Here is a 19,575-nt window from a genome sequence, read left to right as displayed (position 1 = left end):
GAAAGATCGAACCGGCGGTTAAGCCAGCGGTTATCGTTCCTGGCCGCGCCCCGGGCGGGACGGGCCGTCGCCGCCGCCGTACACTTCCGGTTCGCGCAGGTCAGGGACGAGATTCCGGCGCGCGGTGACCGGTAGAGGAGACGGCCTGGTGGAGTTGCGCGACGTCGAGATCTTCCTGGCGCTGGCCGAAGAGCTGCATTTCGGGCGTACGGCCGAACGACTCCGAGTCTCGCAGGCGCGCGTCAGCCAGTCGATCAAACAGCAGGAGCGCCGGATCGGCGGCGCCCTGTTCGAGCGGACCAGCCGCAGTGTGCGACTGACTCCGCTGGGCGAGCAGTTGCGCGCGCGGCTCGACGCGGGCTACCGCGAGATCATGGGGGGTCTCGAGGAGGCCGTCGCCGCCGCCCGCGGACAGTCAGGCACCCTGACCATCGGAACGTTTGACACCCACCATCAGGAGATCGCCGCCGTTCTCGACCTGTTCCGGCAGCGGCACCCGCGATGCGAGCTGCGCATGCGGGAGGTTCCGCCGGTCGACCCGTTCGGCGGGCTGCGCGCCGGCCGGGTCGACGTCGGCCTGCTCTGGCAGCCCATCCGCGAGCCCGACCTCGTCGTCGGGCCGGAGCTGTACACCGAGCGCCTGGTGCTGGCCGTCGCGCCCGGCCATCCACTGGCCGCACGCGACCGGGTCGAAATGGAGGATCTGGCAGACCATCAGGTTGTCTATCCTGACGGGCCCATTCCGGACTACGTGTGGGAGTCGCACACGCCGTCGGTGACCCCGTCCGGCCGCCCCATCAAGCGCGGTGCTCCCGTGGCCACCCTTGAGGAGGCATTCACGGCGATCGGCACCGGCCGCGTGGTGTCCCCGATCGGGGAGTTCTCGGCGGCGTCCCGGGTGCGCCGCGACATAACCTTCCTACCCATAAACAACGGACCAATTCTGCGGTACGCCCCGGTGTGGCGCAGCGGAAGCGAAACAGCGCTGATCCGAGCGTTCGTCGAGGCCGCCACCGACACCGCCGGCTGATCCTGGATTTCGACGTCGATCGGCCTCTATGGTCCCTGCGTGATGACTGTGCTCTGCGTACCCCAGTGGCAAGGTTCGGCATCGAGCAAGGCGCCGCGGCTCATGGCCGGTGCCCGCCGCGCCGCCGCCCTTGTGCCGGGCGCCGCCGTGGTGACCGTGCCGGTGGTGGAAACCGCCGGTGAGAAGGTCTCCGGTATCCGCGCGTTCGACGCTCTCGTCGAGAACCAGCGACTGACCCGGGAAGCGCTCGCCGCCATCGACGGCCGGGTCATCACGATCGGCGGCGACTGCTCGGTCGACATCGCGCCGATCGCCGCCGCCCGAGCGCGCTACGGCGATGCGTTGACGGTGTTGTGGATCGATGCCCACCCGGACGTGTACAGCCCGCAGACCCTGGAGTCGGGTGCCTTTCACGCCATGGTGGTACGCGCGCTGCTCGGCGATGCACCGGCCGGGCTCACGCCGGAGCAGCCGCTGACGCCGCGCCAGATCGTCATTGGCGGCGAGCGGGCGAACGTGCCGTCCGAGCATGCGTATCTCGCGGAGACCGGCCTGCGCCGGCACGGCGTCGACGACCTGGAGCAGGTGCTCGACGGTCTGCGCGGCCCGGTGTACGTGCATGTCGACCTCGACGTCCTGGAGCCGACGGTCTTCGGCTCGACCTGCTACCCCGAGCCGGACGGCGTGCGGCCGCAACGACTGATCGACCTGATCGCTCAGGTGGACGACATCGTCGGCGCTGCCATCACCGAGCACGCCCCGGCCGGCGACGACGTCGACGCCGGCGAGTCCGAGACGATCCGCCGGCTGGGCGCCGCCCTGACGCGGTGACCGGGTCGCAGCCTCCTTCATCGGCCGTTGCCTGGGCGGCCGAAGTCGCCGGTCCGGGCGCCTCCGCGCGCACCGTTCGGCGACTCGCCGGCGGCACTCACTCGGCTTGCCGGGCTGCGAGACGGCTTCGCGGCGGCATCCGCTTCCTCCTCTGCCGCAGCCGACTCGGCATCCGCTTCCTTCTCTGCCGGCGCCGACCCGGCATCCGCCGCATCCTCTGCCGCCGCCGACTCGGGGCCTGCCGCGGCGATCCTGGCTGCCCACACTCATCGGCTTGCCGGTCGGAAACCCGTACTGACGCACTTTGATTTTTGGTCCGGCAATGTCCTGTGGGAGCACGGGGTGATCACCGGCGTCGTCGACTGGTCGGGGGCCGCACAGGCGCCGCGCGGCCTCGACGTGAGCTGGTGCCGCCTCGATCTGACCCTGCTGCACGGCCCGGACTCGGCCGAGACATTCCTGGCGGCGTACGAGCAAGCCGCAGGAGCCGTGCCCGACCTGGCTCTGTGGGATTTGTTCGCCCTCGACAACTCCTACCGCACCGTCGAGACCTGGCTCCCGAACTACCACGACCTCGGCCGCACCGATCTGACCGCGGCCAAATTGCGTGAACGTCATACCAACTGGACGCAGGAATGCTTAGACCATTTCAACGGCGATCTCGGTAGCCGGGCTCAATCGGTGGCGAGCCCGCTCAGCACGATGGCGGCGGTGAGGGCCAGGGCCGCGCCGGAGATCCACGGGATCGGGGCGAGGCCGGAGTTCCTGGTGATCCAGGCGGCGATCGTCGAGGCCAGAGCCACGAGCGGGATGACGGGCAGGAGCCAGGCCAGGTAGACGCGGCGGGGGAGTGGATGCGGGACCTGGTCGGTGAGGAGCGCGACCACGCCCAGGGCGAGCGCGGCGAAAAGCACCGCGACGGTGGCCGCCGTGCTGAGCGCGAGCCATCCGTCGGCGCCGGCCAAGTGCAGAACCAGCCAGGCCAGCCCGACCGGAACAACCATCATCGCCAGTACGGCGAGGCCGCACCCGCTCCCTCGTCGAATCCCCACAACCGGCGATTCTTCCTCGATCCCGAGGACAACCGGGTCAGCCGAGCGCGTAGAACGTGTCGTCGCATTCTTCGATGACGACCGCGCTGCCCACGAACGGCACGGTGCACTTGGTGCTCTGGCCGTTCGACTCGAGCTCGGGCGCTGTCCAGAGCACCGTTCCGTCGGTGGCGCTGAGACCCACGATCGGCCCGTCCGCCTCCTGCTGCGTGATGACCACGCCGTTGTTGGTGGCGACCTGACAGGCGTAGCTGTGCTCTGGGGTCGACCAGCTCTCGGTGCGGCTGGTCCGGTCGTACAGGGTCAGCCCCCCGGACAGGTCCTCGACCAGGGCGGTGGCGCTCCAGGCGCACATCCCGCTCTGGTCGTTGACGGCCGCCGTGGTCGTGGCGTCGTGGTGGATGCCCGTGGTGTCGACGTACAGCCCGTCGTGGTTGTCCGGCCCCGGCAACCGCGGCACCGCGCCCTGGAACGGGCCGGCGGGCTTCCCGGTGGCGGCGGTGTACCGCGTTCCACCCCCGCCGTCGCCTCTTCCGACCACGAGATCGGAGCCCAGAACGCTGAGCAGCGGACGCTGGTTCCTGGCGTCGAGCGGCACCGACCAGGCGACCGTCGACGTGCCGACCTTGATCGCTCTGACCGCGTCCGGATCGGAGAACTGCTTGTTCGGGCGGGTCAGTACGAACAGGTAGCCGTCGGCGACCGCTTCCGACGGGCTGTAGAAGATCTCACCGGCGGGAAGGCCGGACGCGGCAAACGTCCACGATGGACTGCCGGTCGCGAGATCAACGGCGACGATGTCGTTGACGGTGACGCCGCCGGCCGGGTTCGGCGTGCTCTCGCTGAACAACACGGCCTGACCGCTGTAGCCGGCATACTCCGCGCCGGCGTGGCCCTGCCACAACACGCGCGGTTGCCCGACCGGGCCGGTGTTGTCACCGAGGTCGGTCGTACCGGGCCCGGGTCCCGCCGGCGCGGCGGACGCGATCGGCTCGCTGGAGGCAACCGGCTCGGCGGAGGCGCCGTCTCCGCCGCCCGCGGCCGTAGGTTTCGGGTCGGACGAACCGCAGCCCGACACCGCCAGCACCGCGGCGACGACCAGCAAGCGCGTGACACGAGCATGTGACATCGCCGTCGGGCTCCTCTCGAGGGAACGGATCTGTCGACCACGCTAAGTAACGACGGACGGCGAGCGTGATGGCCTGAAAGCCAGACAAACGACCGGACCAGGCAAGATCAATCAACCGAGGGGTGTACGCACACTGACGTCGGAGGGGATCCGCTTGCGTCGTACGCTGCGGTTATGACAGTCACTCTGACCGAGGCCGAGCGCAGCTACCTCAAGGGCCAGCCGTTGGCGCGCCTGGCCACCGTCGATGCGAGCGGAGCCCCCCAGAACAACCCGGTCGGCGTGTTCCTGGACGACGCGACCGGCGACATCCTGGTCGGCGGCGCCGCCCTGGGCACCACCCGCAAGTTCCGCAACGTCCAAGCCAACCGCCAGGTAGCCATCGTCGTCGACGACCTGGTCTCGCGGGACCCATGGACCGTACGCGGCCTGGAGATCCGCGGCACCGCGGTAGCGCTGGAAGACGTCGACCCGCCAGTGCCGTTCATGAGCCGCGAAGTCATCCGAATCACCCCGACCTGGGTCACAAGCTGGGGCGTAGATCCCAAGGCCCCCGCCCGGCACAGCCGCCGGTCCTGACGCCCGTATCGGGCCGGGATCGAGCCGCGATTGACTTTGACGGTGAGGTGGATCAGCACCCTGGCGGCGGGCTACACGGAGCACAAGCAGCGACGCGCAGCCCGCGCCTTCTACGGTGTGTGCGACAAGTGCCGGCACGATTGGCGGGAGCACCATCCTGGTCGCGGCTGCGGTGAGTGCGGCTACGAGATCGAGCACGAAGAACCGGACGCCCCCGCCGCGGTGTGTGTCGCTCGCGCACCCGGCTACACATTTTCGTGACGAATCGCAAGATCGACTCTCCGGGATTGTCGGGAATCCGCAGTCTCGACAGAATGCCCCGACGCCACGGTATTTCCGGCCGGGCGCGCCGGGTCTCTTGCCGTGTGGCCGGTCTGTCACGTTGATTCTCCGGCGGACGGAGGCGCAGGCCGGCCCGGGCGAGGGAGAATTGACATGAGTAACGGAAACAATGCCCCCGATGCACGCGCCGCCGAAGAGGCACGGGCGATCCGTCCGGACCGCGACGACTCGGCCAAGTACGGCGTGGAAGGCTGTTGCGTCCGCACATTCTGGGCGGTGGTCGAGACTGACGGCACCCTGGTCCGCGGACGAAACGTCGCGAGAGTGGCTCGTCTCGAGGACGGCGTCTACGAAGTGGTCTTCACCAGCGACGTCAGCGAGGGTGTGTTCGTCGCGACGATCGGCCGGCCCGGCATCGCCACCGAACCACCCGGTGAGATCACTGTCGCGCTGCGCTGCTGCCTCGCCAGTCCCGAGGAGAACAAGGGCGTCTGGGTAGACACTCACGACTCCAACGGCCGCCTCGCGGATCGCGCTTTCCACCTGGTCGTGCACACTCACTAGACGGCATCAGGAAGGGTCTTCGGTACGAGCAAGGGCGACTGACCAACAGCTCGTGTATCGAAGGCCCAACCCTGTATCAGCTCTGGCGTAAATGTCGGCCGCAGCCCAGTCTGATTCTGACCTAACTCGATAGCCGTAGCATACATATATGGTAGAGGTGGCGGTGCCTTTGATCACAGCCGGCGGAACCGTGGTTGCGGCCATTTTGACCGGTTTCGGAGCAGCCGCATTGAAGCGACGATGGGACGAAAAGGCAGAGAGTCGAAGATGGCACCGCGAAAGATCAGAAAGGCGACGCGAAGAGCTTCGACTTGCCTTTATGCAGTACTTCGAGGCGATACGCCGGATCGAACAAATGGGAATCGACGTCTGGCTCACCGGTAGAAACGAGATCGCGGGTGACCGAAAGCGCGATCAAGAGGACGCGCCGGCCCCGTTGAACGACACCCCACAATCGGCGCTCTTGGATCCACCGCACATTACTGTCATGAGCAACGGGGCGGTGGCCGGAGACCTCCTCATGCTGCTCCTCGGTCCACACGCAGCCGAATCGTTCACCAACCACGTCCGTGACCTGGACGACTGGGTCAGGCGGATGCAGAAGCTAGGTGCAGTGGGAGCCGACACGACACCGCCACCGGACAAGCTACCTCTCGTGCAGATAGCGCACGGCCTGCTGGGAAGAGATTGCGCTACAACGGCGGGGCGCCATTTGTCTTAGTGTCAGCACACTCATCACGCAGAAGATCGCGGCGAGCGCATGGCGCGATCGCGGTTCGCCAGGCGGTTCGCCACATTGTCGTACCGGCGTCGTAGGTTGTCGGCATGACGGACAGCGCCTTCAGCGACTTCGTTGCCGACGTCGAGCGGGCTTCGGCCGCCGCCAAGTCGTATTACGACACCGGTGACGTGCTGATGACCGACGCCGACTACGACGTGCTGCTCGACCGGATCGCCGCGGCTAAGAAGGCTCACCCGGAGTGGGACGACCGGGGGCTGACCACGAGGGTCGCGGCGGGGGTGTCCGGCGGCGGCGACGTGCGGCACCCGGAACCGATGATGTCGCTCGGCAAGGTCACCGGTGAGGAAGAGGTGCGCGCGTTCGTCGCGAGCCTCGGTGGGGACCCCTGCCTGGTCGAGGTGAAGCTCGACGGGCTCGCGATCCGCGTGGCGTACGAGTCGGGGCGCCTCGCCCTGGCCGCCCTGCGCGGTGACGGCAGCACCGGGGAGAACGTCACCGCACAGGTGCTGCGGGGCATCGCCGGCCTGCCTGCCCGGCTCGGCACCCCGTGGACGGGCGAGGTCCGCGGCGAGGTCTACATGACCGTCGGTGATTTCGAGGCGGCCGGCGCCAACCGGGTCGCGGCCGGCGGCAAGGCGTTCATCAACTCGCGCGGCGCCGTCGCGGGGTCGATCCGCAGCGTCGACCGCAACTATGAGGCGCCGATGACCTTCTCGGCGTACGACATCTCGGGCGATTTTGATTCTCACCAGGAGCGCATGGGTCGCGCGGCCGAGCTTGGATTCCCCGTGGCCGGGCGGCTTGCCACGGGCGAGATCCAGGTCGCGGTGGACGCGGAGGAAGCGCTCGCCGCCGTCGCGCGCATCGGCGAGCTGCGTGGCGGCCTGGAGTTTCCGATCGACGGCGCGGTGCTCACCGCCGACCTGGAATCGACGCGCCGGCGGCTCGGCTCCGGCAGCCGCACGCCGTACTGGGCGGCCGCCTTCAAATATCCCGCCGACACGGGCTCGACCGTGCTGCGCGACATCGAGGTGCGGGTCGGGCGCACCGGGCGCATCTCGCTGCGCGCGGTGCTCGATCCGGTCTTCGTCGACGGCACCACGATCACCTACGCGACGCTGCACAACCCGAAGTTCGTCGAGGAACAGGGCCTCGCCGTCGGCCAGACCGTGGCGGTGTGGCGGGCCGGCGACGTCATCCCGCGCGTCACCGCGCCCATCGGCGAGCAGCCGCACGGGCTCACCCCGTGGGTGCCGCCCGAGACCTGCCCGCAGTGCGGCGAGCCGTGGGACAAGTCCAGCCTGCTCTGGCGCTGCCACACCGCCTCGTGCAGCGCCACCAACGCGCTCGAGTACTGGTGCAGCCGCGAGGCCATGGATGTCGAAGGCGCCGGCGAGGCCCTCTGCGTCGCCCTGGTCAACGCCGGCCTGGCGACCGACGTGGCCGACCTGTACGACCTGACCGAGGAACAGCTGGCCGGCCTGCCCGTCGGCAACACCAAGGCCGGCGGTGTGGTCCTGCTCGGCAAGCTCAACGCCGCCAAGGTCGTCGCGTCGCTGGAACGCAGCAAGTCCCAGCCGTTCAACCGCGTCATCACCGGCCTGGGCATCCGCATGACCGGCCGCAGCGTCGGCCGCTGGCTGGCCGCTCGCTTCAAGACGATGGACGCGCTACGGGCCGCCACCGTCGAGGAGATCGCCGAGATCGACAAGATGGGCCTGATCAAGGCACAACACGTCGTCGACGGCCTGGCGGGCATGGCCGGCGTCATCGACCGGCTGGCTGCCGCCGGCGTCACCATGAGCGTCCCCGAGACCACGGGCGACAGACCGCTCGAGGGCAGGACGTACGTGGTCAGCGGCAGCGTCCCCGGCTACACGCGCACGACCGTGAGCGAGCGCATCGAGCAGCTGGGCGGCCGAGCCACCGGCAACGTCTCGGCGACGACCACAGCGCTGGTCACGTCCGAGACAACCACGGCGAAGGCCACGAAGGCCGCCAAGCTCGGCATCCCCATCATCGACCCGGCCGAATTCGCGGAAATGCTCGCGGACTGACCGCCGGCGGCCGGCTGCTCAGCCCGGGCGGTCGGCGAGGGCGGCCAGGATCCGCTTCTGGTTGGCGTCGAGTTCCTGGGCGGACACGTCCGGATCGATGCGGCCGAAGTCGAAGTCGGTCATCTGCCAGGCCGGAAAGACATGAACGTGCGCGTGCGGTACCTCGAAACCCGCGACGACCAGGCCGGCCCGCGGCGCATCGAAGGCCCGTTTCAGCGCCGCGCCGATCGTTCGGCTGACGGTCATGACATGCGCCAGCAGTTGCGGTTCGAGGTCGGTCCAGTCGTCGACCTCGGCGCGCGGTACGACCAGGGTGTGCCCGGCCGTGAGCGGGGCGATCGTGAGGAACGCGACCGCGCGGTCGTCCGTCCAGACGAACCGGCCGGGCAGATCACCGTTGATGATGCGGGTGAACAGGGTCGGCATTGACGCTCCTAGCGGTCGGTATCGGACAAAATCCTCAAGCGGGGCGGTCCGGGGTGAGGCGGAAGATGCGCAGCTTCCGGTGCGACGCGCGGGTCTTGTACGCCTGGTAGCCCGGCCACTGGTCGACTATCAACAGCCAGAGGCGGTCGCGGTCGGCGCCCTCGCACTCGTGCGCCGTCACCGGCACCTCACGCCCGCCCAGCAGCACCCGGGCGCGCGGGTCGGCGCTCAGGTTCCAGGCCCAGCCGGGATCGTTCGTCCCGCCCCAGTTCGAGGCGATGACGATGAGATCGTCGCCCTCCCGTACGTATTGCAGGGGATTGCTCCGGGGTTGCCCGGAGCGGCGCCCGGTGGTGGTCAGCATGAGCGAAGGGGCCATGCCCAGCGCCACCACCCGCCCGCGGGTCAGCCGGCCGAGCCGGCGGTCGACGCTGACCAGGCTGCGGGCCACCGGCGTGAACCCGGGCCAGGCCCCGACGGCTCGCCACATCCTTTTCCACAAGGTCAGCCACCTCTTCCTCCGCGAATCGTGCATCCCCGGCGCGAAGCCTAAGGGGCCGCGCATGGACAACGGTCGTAGAGGTGGCGGGCGACCGCTCAGCCCACGCGGGCCGGTGCTCGCTCCGGCCTCGGGTCCGGATCGGGCGTCGGCGAGGGAGCCGCCGGGGAGCGCCGGAGGACGGCCAGCCCGCCCGAGAAGGCCGCCAGCAGAGCGCGCCAGGAGCGGTGACGCTGGAACGGGAACTCGAACACGGCCGCGAAGAGCCAGGCGGCCATCAGCGACAAAGGCAAACCAACCACCACCACGAAGACGTACGTGTGGGGACCGCGCTCGGCGTAATGTGGCGCGACCTTCTTCGCGAGCACGGTGAGGATCGGCAGGTGGATCAGGTACAGGCTGAACGAGATCCTGCCCAGGCGCTCGAGCGGCCAACTCGACAGACAACGGGTCAGCGCGGCGGCGCGGCCGGTGGCGACGGCCACGATCAGCATCGTCAGGCCGGGCGTGATCGCGAGGTCGACCCAGAAGTAGTGGTGGCCGGTCCAGTACGAGCCCTTGACGTAGATCAACAGCAACACCGGGGCGCAGGCCGCCAACGCCAGCCACAACCACGGCACGGCGCGTACGCGGGCCGATGCGGTGACCACCCCGGCGGCGATGATGCCGGCGACGAAGACCGGAGCCAGGTGCGAGGTCAGCCCGGTGTCGCCCTCGTGCGGGGTCAAGCGCGGTGCCGCCACGGCCAGCAGGAGAACCGGCACAGTGACCACGGCGAGGAGTGCCAACGCCCCGAGCCGCCGGCGGATCAGCAGGAACACCGGAAAGAGCAGGTAGAGCTCGACCTCGACGGCGACCGACCAGAGCGCCCCGTTCGGCGTACGGGCCTTGATGAAATCCTGCAGCAGCAGGCCGAAGACCATTGCCGACCGGTGATTCGGCGGGCCCGTGTGGGTGGCCTTCACGACGAACACGGCGACGACCAGGCTGAACGCAAGTGCCGCCCAGTAGGCCGGAAGGATCCGCCACGCCCGCCGGCGCAGGAACCGGGCCGTTCCGCCGAGTCGCCACTGATTCACCGCGGGTGACAGCGCCAGCGAGAAACCGGACAGCGCCAGGAAGAAGACGACGCTGAGCCGGCCGTACATCGCCCAGGTCAGGTAGGCCGGTCCGGTGTTGCGCGGAAAGAACTGGAAGGACAACAGCCAGGCGTGGAACAGGAGCACGTAGAGCGCCGCCAGGCCACGCAAGCCGTCAAGCCCCGCAATTCGGCCACGCTCTGGTCGTTCCGTCACGAACCGTCCCCCGTACGTCCGACGACACCCACCCTGCAGGGAGAACGGTCCACAGCGGTCCGCAGTTCAATTCCGTAGGATCGGGTGCCGTGATCGAGGACATTCGTGGCGCCTTCCGGCAACTGCACTCGGCCGGCACATTCGTGCTGCCCAACCCGTGGGACGTGCCGTCGGCTCGGCTGCTGGAACAGCTCGGCTTCCCGGCCCTGGCCACGACGAGCTCCGGCTTCGCCGCCACGCTCGGCCGCGCGGACCAGCACGTCACCCGCGACGAATTGGTCGCTCATGTCAAAAACATCACCGCGGCCGTACGCCTGCCGGTGTCGGTCGACGCCGAAAGAGGCTATGCCGAGCATCCCGAGGGCGTAGCGGAGACGGTCCAGATGCTGGCCGAGGCCGGCGCCAGCGGCGTGTCGATCGAGGACTACAACCCGGCCACCGGCGGCATTGACCCCGTGGACGTCGCCACCGAGCGGATCGCCGCCGCCGCGAGCGTGTGCGCCCGACACGGCATGGTCCTGACCGGCCGCGCGGAGAACTACCTTCACGGCGTCGACGACCTGCCCGACACGATCGCCCGCCTGAGCGCCTATCGCGACGCCGGTGCGACGTGCCTGTACGCGCCCGGGCTGGCCGACCTCGACGACATCGCCCGGGTGGTCGGCGAGGTCGGCGCCCCGATCAACGTGCTGGCCCTTCCGAACGCCCCGACCGTGCCCCAGTTGGCGGAAATCGGCGTACGCCGCGTGTCGACCGGCGGCAGCCTGGCCTGGACGGCCTACGGCGCGCTGGTGCACGCTGCCACGGAATTGCGCGACAGCGGAACCACGACCTACCTCGACCGGGCCCTGCCCCGCCAACTCCGCGACGCGGCCTTCCGCTGACCTTCCCTCCGTCGGGTGTCGGATCTGGGCCGAGCCGTTCGTAGAACAGATGAGAGGCGGCCGGCAGCGCCGCCGCGGTATGCGCTGGAGGAAGAGGCATGGCCAAGCTGGTCTACGTGACGAATGTGTCGACTGACGGCTACATCGAGGACGAAAAGGGCGCCTTCGACTGGTTCCCTCGCGACGACGAGGTGTTCGCGTTCACCACCGACCTCATACGGTCCGCCGGCACGTTCCTCTACGGGCGGCGCCTGTACGAAATGATGGCCGTCTGGGAGACCGACGCCGCTCTGGCCGCGCAGTCCAGCCTCACCGCCGACTTCGCGAGCGCCTGGCAGGCGGCGGACAAAGTCGTCTATTCCACGACTCTGACCGCGACGTCAACGGCCAAGACCCGACTGGAACGCCATTTCGATCCCACTGCCGTACGCCAACTGAAGGCCACGGCCGGCAGCGATATCACCATCGGAGGCGCCAACCTCGCGGCGCAGGCCATGCGGGCCGGGCTTGTGGACGAGTGCCAGTTGATCATCTGGCCCCTCGCCGTCGGAGGCGGCAAAGCAGGTCTACCCACCGGCCTACGCACCAACTTCGAGCTCCTAGACGAACGCCGCTTCCCCAGCGGCGTCGTTCACCTCCGCTATCGCCCTCTCGGACACTGACCGCGAGCGCAACGCAGGGCGGGACGGCTGGTGCCCTGCCCGCAGCGTCGATCAGCAGACGGGTTGGATTGCCTCCCTCGGTCCGTGGAAGTGCGACCAACTGCACTTGCCCCGACGTCTTCGAGTTGCAGGACGGAAACTTCGCGATCGTCGGGACCGATCGGACGGCCGAGCTCACGGGACAACTTCCGGAGGACGCCGGCGTCGCGCCCTATGAACGGATCGTCGTGATCACCCGGGACACCCTGCTCGCGGCCGCGGACGATCTGCGGAGGTAGCCGCGCCTAGACTCACTCCCCGGTCGTGTACTGCAACCAGGCATGCTGAAGCAGCAAGTTGGCGTACATGTGCTGCGACTGGGTCACCGAGTCTTCCGGCGTGGTCGGAGGCCAGACCTCGGCCAGATGGGGATTGTCGATTGCCATGCGGGTCAGGGTGACGTGAAGCCGACGCACTGACGACCCCGAACGCTTGCCCCACGTCGCCCCATCGCGTCCACGTGGTGTCGTCGCCGCTCTTCCCGATAAGGGCGCTTGCCACCCAGAGCCGGATCCTATGAGGCGTGAACGACCGGCCGGATGCGCACTCGTCGACCCTCATCGTCTGGCCCCTTCTCCGCGGCACCCTGACGGCTCACGCCGAGGCGCGCCGTCGATGACCTTTCCGCGGGAGTGCGGCATGCGGCCCCTGCTCGACATCTGGCCGACACCTCTTCGCCGGCTGGGGGACAACCCGGGCCAACTCAAGCTGTGGTGACCTTGGCCTCGGCGGGTCGCTCGTGGGGGCGTCGAAAAAATCAGACCGCTTGGGTACGGTCTGGGGCGGCGAAATGTAGGGGGCAGGGTATGGGCATGATCGGCTTCACCGACAACTACCAGGATCGGTCGACGCACGAGGGATATCAGTTCGAGTTCTTCTGCGAGCGGTGCGGGAACGGGTACACGTCGACGTTCCGGCGGTCGGCCGTGAACTTCGGGGGGAAGCTGCTGCGGATGGGCGGCGACCTGATCGGTGGGGAGTGGGGGCGCCGCGCGTCCGAGCTGGGGTGGGACGCCAACTGGATGCGGGACGGCACGCGCGGCCCGGCCTGGGACAAGGCGCTGAACGGCGCGGTCGAGGAGATCCGGCCGCACTTCCACCAGTGCCACCGCTGCGGTGAGTGGGTGTGCGGACAGGTCTGCTGGAACGACCAGCGGGGGGTCTGCGTGAACTGCGCGCCCAAGCTCGACCAGGAGATCGCGGGCATTCAGGCGCGGGCACAGGTGGAGCAGCTCAACGACAAGATCCGCCAGGTCGACTGGACCGAGGGGACGAACTACGGCACGACGGCCGTGGGGCGGTGCCCGTCGTGCGCGAACGACACCGGCGGCGGCAAGTACTGCCAGCACTGCGGTACTCCGCTGGCGGCCGCGCCGGAGGCGAAGAGCTTCTGCGGGCAGTGCGGCACGAAGCTGGGCGCGGGGGCGATGTTCTGCACCGGCTGTGGTTCGGCGACTTCTTGAGGCGACTGGTCCCGGTTGCCGCGATCCTGGTCTTGACGCTGGCGGGCTGCCGGTCCGGTGCGGCACCCTCCGCGGCGCCCGCGGAAACGGCACCCGCGGAAACGGCACCCGCGGAAACGGCACCCGCGGGAACCGCACCCACAGGAGCGCCGCCCGCGAGCGCGGCACCAGCGGCGACCACGCGCCCCGCCCCGCTGATCGCCCTGGCCGACCCGCGAGCCGGTCGGGCCGCGGGCGCCGAGCTCGGCGAAGCCGCGCCCCTTCCCGCCGTACGGCTGCTGGAATTGCCGGCGCCGCACGGACCCGGCGCACTCCCGCGCGGCACCCGCCCGCCGCTGATCTTCCATGGGCCTCGCGACGACAAGCGGGTGGCGCTGACCTTCGACTCGAACATGACCGACGCCATGCTGCGGCGGCTGGCCGGTCGGCAGGTCCGGTCGTACGCCAACTACTCCGTCGTCGACGAGCTGCAGCGCACCCACACGCCGGCGACCTTCTTCCTGGCCGGCAAGTGGGTCGAGGCGTACCCCCAACTCACCCGGCGGCTCGCCGCCGACCCGGACTTCGAACTGGCCAGCCACTCCTGGGCGCACGAGGGCTTCCACGCGCCCTGCTACGGCCTCGGCACGATCGCCCGGGCCGACATGGCCGCCGACGTCGAGCGCTCGTTCCAGGTGCTGGCCCGCTACACCGACCGCCCGACCCGGTACTTCCGCTTCCCCGGCGGCTGTTACGACCAGGCGGCGCTGGACGCGATCGCCCCGACCGGCTGCACCGCGGTCGAGTACGACGACGTCTCGGGCGACGCCTTCGGCCACAACCCGAAGCGGATCGCCGACGACACGGTCGCCCAGGCCCGGCCGGGATCGATCGTCGTCCTGCACATCACCGAGGCCAACGCCCCGGCGACGGCCAAGGCCCTCCCGCAGATCATCACTCGGCTCCGGGCGGGCGGCTACCAGCTGGTCACCCTGAGCGCGCTGCTGGGCCGATGACGGATGTCCTGGGGTGTCGCTGCGGGGCACCGCACACGTCCAGCGGGCTGACGGAACCGGCCGTGCCCGGTCGCCCGTCAGAGCCGCATGAGGATTTCGCGTACGGCCGCCGTCTTGTTGTTGATTTTCGCGCCGGCAGCCTGCGGCAGACACGCCGAACAACCGCCGACCGCGGGTGACCAGCCGATCCTCGTGATCGAGAACTACTCCGGCCTGGCGCCGGCCGCCGAGCGGTTCGCGCTTCCCGGCTACGTCCTGCTGGCCGACGGCACCGCTCTTTCGCGCGCCGAGGACCAGGGCATCGTGCTCTCGGCGACCCGGCGCCGGCTCTCCACAGATCAAATTCATGAGGTGTACGGGGGAGCCGCGCGCGCGAATCTGTTCCGCTCGCACGAATACCGCCAAGACGCAATCCTCGACGCTTCGGCAATGGTCATACGGATTACCTCGACAAAGGGCAGCTATCAGACCGTCGTCGTCCAGCCGGACACGCGCGAGGGTGGCGCCCGGGGCCGGGTCGTCGACTTCGCCTCCGGCGTGCTGGAGGCCGGTTCGCCGGACGGCGTCTACGCGCCCGACCGCGTCGCCGCGATCGTCGTCGGCGACAGCGACGACACCGCCGACGTGCGCCCGTGGCCGCTGGCGGTGCCGGCCGACAAGATGCCCGGATTCCCCGCCCGGCCGTGCCTGATCGTCAGCGGCGCCGGCGTACGGCCGCTGCTGGACGGCGCTCGGACCGCCACCTTCCATACCCGATGGTCGTCGGGCGATCGCCCGCTGTCCCTGCGCGTCCGTCCCCTGCTGCCGTACGAGCACGACTGCGCCGACCTGACCTCATGAGCCGGGACCGTTCCGGATGGGCATCCGCCAGAGCACGGTCCGGGCCTCCTCGTCCGCCCGGCGGCGCACCACCAACAGCCACGCGATCCCGGCCAGCGCCACCAGGATCAGACCGCCCCAGGACAGCACGGTGAACAGCGTCGCCTGCGCGTCCGTCGGCTGGGGCTCGTAGCCGCGCTGGAGGAGCTGGAACTGGTACGGCGTCCCGGTCAGCACCAGGGTGATGAGCAGCGCGATGCTGTGCATGCTGTCCCACAGCGCGTGCAGCACCGAGACGCCCAGGTAGGTGACCAGCAGCCGGCCGGTGAAGGCGAAATGCCGCCGCCCGCTGGCCGAGAACAGCACTCCGCCCAGGATCGCGGTCCACAGGCCGTGCCCGACCGGGGCGAGGATGCCGCGGAGCAGTTCCGTCTGCACCAGCTGCATCAGCGACAGCCCCTGCTCGGTGAACAGGGCCGTGAAGGCGTACCCGGCCGACTCGAACGCCGCGAACCCGAAGCCGACGGACGCGCCGAGGATGATGCCGTCGCGGGCGTACTTGTGCTCCAGATGGCGGCTCAGGAAGGCCAGCACGGCCAGCTTCGCCGCCTCCTCGATGAGCCCCACCCCGAGGAACAGCCACGGCGACGGGTGCAGCAGGTAGGACTCCAGCAGCGACGCGGCGAGCACGCCGAGGACCCCGCCGGTCACGAACGTGCTGAACAGCAGCTCCGCCGTGACCTCGCCGCTGTGCCGCCGGCCGAAGGCCCACACCACGAAGCTGACCGGCACGAGGAAGCTCCCCAGCAGCACCAGCGTGGGTATCAGGTTCGGGTTCTTGGTCACCATCGTGACGACGACGGTGAGCAGCCACAGGACGAGCCCGGTGAGGAAGACGCGCAGCCAGGCCCGGCGGCGCGGGGCTCCGGCGGCTACCGGCGCGTTGTCGTACATCGGACCTCCTCAGAAGACGCAGGCCCTCATCCTGGCCGATGTGATCCGCCGGCACGACCGGCCGTTCGTCCGCTGCCCGTACGCCCGTGCGGCCTGCACTTCAATCCATTGACACTTGTGACTGTAAGCGACAGCGTTGTCATCGACGGAAGTCGACGGATATCGACGGGTACGAGGAGCGCCGCCATGCTCGAGAATCGTTTCCTCCGGGGCGCCGCCGTGGGCCTCCTGCTGGTCCCCTCGATGCCAGCGCAGGCCCACCGGCGCGCGGCGACCGACTCGGCCGTGATCTCCGGGGACGCGCGCTTCGAGGTGCTCTCGCCGACGCTGATCCGCACCGAGTACGCCGCCGGCGGCCACTTCACCGACGCCGCCACGTTCAACGTGATCGGCCGGGACTCCTTCGCGGCCACGCCGTTCCGCAGCCGCACCGAGAACGGCTGGCTCATCGTCGAGACCGGGGCGCTGACCCTTCGCTACCGGGTCGGTTCGGGCGAGTTCAATCACGACAATCTGGCCGTACGCCTGACCGCCGGGCTCCAGACCGTCGACGCGACCCCGTGGGCCGGTCCGGAATGCGCCTTCGGGACGCTGTGCGAGGCCGAGTCGCTCGCGCTGCGCGGTCCCGGCGTCGCGACCGACCACGGCGGCTACACCGGAACGGGTTTCGCGGCCGGCTTCGTCGCTACCGGTGACTCGCTCGGATTCCCGGTCACCGCGCCGGCGACGGGAACGTTCCAGTTGAGCGTCCGCTACGCCAACAGCACCGGCGGCGACGGCCAGAACACCACCCGCACGCTCACCGTCACGGTCGACGGCGGCGCGGCCCGCACGCTCACCCTCCCGCCCACCGCGAACTGGGACACGTGGGCCGTGACCGGCGTGCCGCTCGACCTCACCGCCGGGCGGCACCAGGTCAGCATCGCGCGCACGGCCGCCGACTCCGGCAACGTGAACATCGACAGCGTGGCCGTCGGGCGCCCCGGGGATGCCTACCCGGCGCCCGTCACGCCGGGTCCGCAGCCGTGCCCGTACGGCACGTTGTGTGAAGCGGAGACCGGCGCCCTGTCCGGTGGCGCGACCGCCGCCCACGACCACAATGGACACTCCGGCGCCGGCTTCCTCGCCGGGCTGGAACGAGCCGGGGCCGGCGACGCGATCACCGTGACCGGCGTTCCCCGCGCGGGCGCGTACCGGCTGCAACTGCGCTACGCCAACGGCAAGGCCGGCGCCCAGCCCGTCCAGTCGCGCACGATCACGGTCAACGGGGCGACGGCCACGCTCGCGCCGACCTCCGGCTGGGACTACTGGCGGACGGTGTCGATCCCGGTCACCCTCGCGGCCGGCAGCAACACGGTGGCGCTGGGGTGCCCGACCGACGTCAGCTGCAACGTCAACCTCGACACGGTCGCCGTCACCGCCGCGGACGCGCCGCTGCTCGCCCCGCACGCCCCGCTCGGCGGGTACCGCCGCGGCCTCGACGGGGTGGACGGCGGAGCACCGACCTCGCCCGGGCTGCTGTACCAGGACGGCTGGTCGCTGCTGAACGACTCCCTCGACCATCAGGACGGCTACCTCTTCGGGTACGGGCAGAACTACGCCCGGGCTTTGCAGGAGCTGTCCGTGCTGACCGGTCCCACGAAGCTGCTGCCGCAGTGGGCGTACGGCGTCTGGTATTCCGAGTACTACGACCGCACCGCCGCCGGCTTCCAGCAGATCGTCCAGCGTGCCCGGGCCGAGGGCGTGCCGCTCGACGCCGTCGTGGTGGACACCGATTTCAAGTCACCGGACCGGTGGAACGGCTGGAACTTCGACCCGGCGAAGTTCCCCGACCCGCAGGGTTTCGTCGACTGGGTGCACGCGCAGGGCCTGCACACCGGCTTCAACATCCACCCGAGCATCCTCGGCTCCGACCCGCGGTTCGCGGCGGCACAGGCCACGGCGAAGGGCAGGCTCCAGCGGGTCGGCTGCAACGGCGGCGCGGACTGTTACGTCTTCGACTGGGGCGACCCCGACCAGCTCGCGGCGTACCTCCAGCTGCACCGTCAGCTCCTCCCGGGAAAGCCCGACTTCTGGTGGCTGGACTGGTGCTGCGACGGCTCCCGCTCCTCGCTGCCGAACGTCACCCCGGACGCGTGGATCAACCAGAAGTACGCCGACGAGACCGGCTTCGCCTTCTCCCGGGCGTACGGGTCGCTGCAGTCCGGCGGATACGGCAACCCGACCTCGGTGCCGACCGGGCCGTGGGCCGACAAGCGCACCACCCTGCACTTCACGGGCGACACCATCTCCGACTGGGCGACCCTTCAATTCGAGGTCGGCTACACCGGTGGCGAGTCGGTGGCGACCGGGCTGGCCGCGATCAGCCACGACATCGGCGGCCACACTCAGGGCCTGCAGGAGCCGGGCACCGAGCCGGGCAGCACCAAACTGCCCGACGACCTGTACGCCCGCTGGGTTCAGTTCGGAACGTTCCAGCCGATCGACCGGCTGCACTCGAACCACAGCGACCGGCTCCCGTGGCAGTACGGCCCGGCCGCGAAGGCGTCGGCGACGAAGTTCCTGAAGCTGAGGGAGCAACTGGTCCCGTACACCTATCGGACCGCCGCCGAGGCGACCCGGACCGGCACGCCGATCGTCCGCCCGCTCTACCTGGCCTACCCGGGCGAGCAGGAGGCCTACGCCACCGCCGGCACGGAGTACCTCTACGGCCCCGATTTCCTGGTCGCCCCCGTCACCACACCGGGCACGAGCGCCACCACCACGGTCTGGTTCCCGCCCGGCAACACCTGGACCGATTACTTCACCGGACGCACGTACGCCGGCGGCACCACCGCCACGGTCACCACAACGCTCGACACGATGCCGGTCTTCACCCGCGGCTAGGGTGAGGTGATGGCCGAGATCATCGTCGGCGGGGTCAGCCGGACGTTCGGGATCGTCGTGCCGCAGGCCGATCCGGTGGCGCTCGTGCTGGTGCTGCATGGGAACGGGGCCGGTGGCGGGCGCGCGATGCGGGAGTGGACCACCTTCGACCGGCAGGCCGAGGCGTTCGGGCTGGCCGTCGCCTACCCGGACGGGATCGGCGACTGCTGGGCGGACGGGCGCGGGGTCACCACCGCCGACGAGGCCGGGGTCGACGACGTGGCGTTCCTGCGGGCGCTGATCGAGTGGTCCGCCGCCGAGCACGGGACGCCGGCCGACCGTGCGGTCGTGGCCGGCATCTCGAACGGCGCGTTCATGGCGCACCCGGCTCGGCCTGGAGGCGTCCGA

The 19,575-nt window shown here is 69.8% G+C and carries 21 protein-coding genes and 1 pseudogene; 14 read left to right on the top strand and 8 right to left on the bottom strand.

Annotation, left to right across the window (positions count from 1 at the left end; all coding sequences use genetic code 11):
• Nucleotides 1–148: 148 nt before the first annotated feature.
• From A3CQ_RS0102165 to A3CQ_RS63980, 3 genes and pseudogenes are all read left to right on the top strand, one after another.
• On the top strand, nucleotides 149–1,030 hold the full coding sequence (locus A3CQ_RS0102165) for a LysR family transcriptional regulator (protein ID WP_020509271.1): 882 nt from the start codon (nucleotides 149–151) through the stop codon (nucleotides 1,028–1,030).
• A 42-nt stretch (nucleotides 1,031–1,072) separates the two neighbouring features.
• Nucleotides 1,073–1,861, top strand: a complete 789-nt coding sequence (locus tag A3CQ_RS0102160; RefSeq protein WP_051115120.1) for an arginase family protein — start codon at nucleotides 1,073–1,075, stop codon at nucleotides 1,859–1,861.
• A 27-nt stretch (nucleotides 1,862–1,888) separates the two neighbouring features.
• A pseudogene (locus tag A3CQ_RS63980) lies at nucleotides 1,889–2,332 on the top strand (phosphotransferase); the annotation flags it as partial.
• A 203-nt stretch (nucleotides 2,333–2,535) separates the two neighbouring features.
• Here A3CQ_RS63980 and A3CQ_RS62485 read toward each other — a convergent pair.
• Both A3CQ_RS62485 and A3CQ_RS0102150 read right to left on the bottom strand, forming a co-directional pair.
• Nucleotides 2,536–2,868 carry a hypothetical protein gene (locus tag A3CQ_RS62485; protein ID WP_020509269.1) on the bottom strand — a complete coding sequence of 111 codons (333 nt, stop codon included), beginning with the start codon at nucleotides 2,866–2,868 and terminating at the stop codon, nucleotides 2,536–2,538.
• An 82-nt stretch (nucleotides 2,869–2,950) separates the two neighbouring features.
• Nucleotides 2,951–4,042: an outer membrane protein assembly factor BamB family protein gene (locus A3CQ_RS0102150; protein ID WP_157295188.1), complete on the bottom strand. Its 1,092-nt coding sequence runs from the start codon at nucleotides 4,040–4,042 to the stop codon at nucleotides 2,951–2,953.
• Between the two features lie 174 nt (nucleotides 4,043–4,216).
• Here A3CQ_RS0102150 and A3CQ_RS0102145 point away from each other — a divergent pair, with 174 nt between their 5' ends.
• From A3CQ_RS0102145 to ligA, 4 genes are all read left to right on the top strand, one after another.
• The gene (locus A3CQ_RS0102145; RefSeq protein WP_020509267.1) at nucleotides 4,217–4,621 is read left to right on the top strand and encodes a PPOX class F420-dependent oxidoreductase; all 405 of its coding nucleotides are present in this window, start codon (nucleotides 4,217–4,219) and stop codon (nucleotides 4,619–4,621) included.
• Between the two features lie 435 nt (nucleotides 4,622–5,056).
• Entirely contained in the window at nucleotides 5,057–5,467 is a 411-nt protein-coding gene (locus A3CQ_RS51120) for a hypothetical protein (protein ID WP_020509266.1), read from the top strand.
• 148 nt (nucleotides 5,468–5,615) lie between these two features.
• Complete coding sequence (locus A3CQ_RS60410) at nucleotides 5,616–6,188, top strand: hypothetical protein (RefSeq protein WP_157295186.1); 573 nt, start codon at nucleotides 5,616–5,618, stop codon at nucleotides 6,186–6,188.
• 104 nt (nucleotides 6,189–6,292) lie between these two features.
• On the top strand, nucleotides 6,293–8,266 hold the full coding sequence (gene ligA / locus A3CQ_RS0102135; protein ID WP_020509265.1) for an NAD-dependent DNA ligase LigA: 1,974 nt from the start codon (nucleotides 6,293–6,295) through the stop codon (nucleotides 8,264–8,266).
• An 18-nt stretch (nucleotides 8,267–8,284) separates the two neighbouring features.
• Here the strand turns inward: ligA and A3CQ_RS0102130 are convergent, their stop codons facing one another.
• From A3CQ_RS0102130 to A3CQ_RS0102120, 3 genes are all read right to left on the bottom strand, one after another.
• On the bottom strand, nucleotides 8,285–8,692 hold the full coding sequence (locus tag A3CQ_RS0102130) for an HIT family protein (RefSeq protein ID WP_020509264.1): 408 nt from the start codon (nucleotides 8,690–8,692) through the stop codon (nucleotides 8,285–8,287).
• A 34-nt stretch (nucleotides 8,693–8,726) separates the two neighbouring features.
• Nucleotides 8,727–9,182, bottom strand: coding sequence for a nitroreductase/quinone reductase family protein (locus A3CQ_RS0102125; protein WP_020509263.1), 456 nt, complete (start codon nucleotides 9,180–9,182; stop codon nucleotides 8,727–8,729).
• Nucleotides 9,183–9,289: 107 nt separating this feature from the next.
• Nucleotides 9,290–10,486 carry an acyltransferase family protein gene (locus A3CQ_RS0102120; RefSeq protein ID WP_157295183.1) on the bottom strand — a complete coding sequence of 399 codons (1,197 nt, stop codon included), beginning with the start codon at nucleotides 10,484–10,486 and terminating at the stop codon, nucleotides 9,290–9,292.
• An 89-nt stretch (nucleotides 10,487–10,575) separates the two neighbouring features.
• On the opposite strand from A3CQ_RS0102120, the gene A3CQ_RS0102115 reads away from it, so the two are divergent.
• The 3 genes from A3CQ_RS0102115 to A3CQ_RS0102105 all read left to right on the top strand — a co-directional run bounded on the left by A3CQ_RS0102115 (nucleotide 10,576) and on the right by A3CQ_RS0102105 (nucleotide 12,310).
• Nucleotides 10,576–11,370, top strand: coding sequence for an isocitrate lyase/PEP mutase family protein (locus A3CQ_RS0102115; RefSeq protein WP_020509261.1), 795 nt, complete (start codon nucleotides 10,576–10,578; stop codon nucleotides 11,368–11,370).
• Between the two features lie 98 nt (nucleotides 11,371–11,468).
• Nucleotides 11,469–12,032 (top strand): dihydrofolate reductase family protein, encoded by a 564-nt coding sequence (locus A3CQ_RS0102110; protein ID WP_020509260.1) that lies wholly within the window; start codon nucleotides 11,469–11,471, stop codon nucleotides 12,030–12,032.
• A 125-nt stretch (nucleotides 12,033–12,157) separates the two neighbouring features.
• On the top strand, nucleotides 12,158–12,310 hold the full coding sequence (locus A3CQ_RS0102105; protein ID WP_020509259.1) for a hypothetical protein: 153 nt from the start codon (nucleotides 12,158–12,160) through the stop codon (nucleotides 12,308–12,310).
• 12 nt (nucleotides 12,311–12,322) lie between these two features.
• On the opposite strand, the gene A3CQ_RS62480 is transcribed toward A3CQ_RS0102105, so the two are convergent.
• A complete protein-coding gene (locus A3CQ_RS62480; RefSeq protein WP_281171418.1) occupies nucleotides 12,323–12,487 on the bottom strand; it encodes a DUF6082 family protein in 165 nt (54 codons plus the stop codon).
• 396 nt (nucleotides 12,488–12,883) lie between these two features.
• Between A3CQ_RS62480 and A3CQ_RS0102095 the strand changes: the two genes are divergently transcribed.
• From A3CQ_RS0102095 to A3CQ_RS0102085, 3 genes are all read left to right on the top strand, one after another.
• On the top strand, nucleotides 12,884–13,534 hold the full coding sequence (locus A3CQ_RS0102095; protein ID WP_211216436.1) for a double zinc ribbon domain-containing protein: 651 nt from the start codon (nucleotides 12,884–12,886) through the stop codon (nucleotides 13,532–13,534).
• Complete coding sequence (locus A3CQ_RS0102090) at nucleotides 13,531–14,529, top strand: polysaccharide deacetylase family protein (RefSeq protein WP_245576970.1); 999 nt, start codon at nucleotides 13,531–13,533, stop codon at nucleotides 14,527–14,529. The genes A3CQ_RS0102095 and A3CQ_RS0102090 overlap by 4 nt, the downstream gene beginning before the upstream one ends.
• Nucleotides 14,530–14,616: 87 nt before the next feature.
• Nucleotides 14,617–15,369 (top strand): hypothetical protein, encoded by a 753-nt coding sequence (locus tag A3CQ_RS0102085; protein WP_157295181.1) that lies wholly within the window; start codon nucleotides 14,617–14,619, stop codon nucleotides 15,367–15,369.
• Here the strand turns inward: A3CQ_RS0102085 and A3CQ_RS0102080 are convergent.
• Nucleotides 15,364–16,302, bottom strand: coding sequence for a PrsW family intramembrane metalloprotease (locus A3CQ_RS0102080; RefSeq protein WP_020509254.1), 939 nt, complete (start codon nucleotides 16,300–16,302; stop codon nucleotides 15,364–15,366). The genes A3CQ_RS0102085 and A3CQ_RS0102080 overlap by 6 nt on opposite strands.
• A gap of 186 nt (nucleotides 16,303–16,488) precedes the next feature.
• On the opposite strand from A3CQ_RS0102080, the gene A3CQ_RS0102075 reads away from it, so the two are divergent.
• Nucleotides 16,489–19,188, top strand: a complete 2,700-nt coding sequence (locus A3CQ_RS0102075) for a TIM-barrel domain-containing protein (protein ID WP_020509253.1) — start codon at nucleotides 16,489–16,491, stop codon at nucleotides 19,186–19,188.
• Nucleotides 19,189–19,370: 182 nt separating this feature from the next.
• On the opposite strand, the gene A3CQ_RS60405 is transcribed toward A3CQ_RS0102075, so the two are convergent.
• Nucleotides 19,371–19,544 carry a hypothetical protein gene (locus tag A3CQ_RS60405; protein WP_020509251.1) on the bottom strand — a complete coding sequence of 58 codons (174 nt, stop codon included), beginning with the start codon at nucleotides 19,542–19,544 and terminating at the stop codon, nucleotides 19,371–19,373.
• Nucleotides 19,545–19,575 lie beyond the last annotated feature (31 nt).

It is taken from the genome of Paractinoplanes globisporus DSM 43857 (assembly GCF_000379645.1).
Lineage (GTDB): Bacteria > Actinomycetota > Actinomycetes > Mycobacteriales > Micromonosporaceae > Actinoplanes > Actinoplanes globisporus.
The sequence above is the reverse complement of the archived record's forward strand: the minus strand, read 5'-3'. Positions and strand labels throughout refer to the sequence as shown.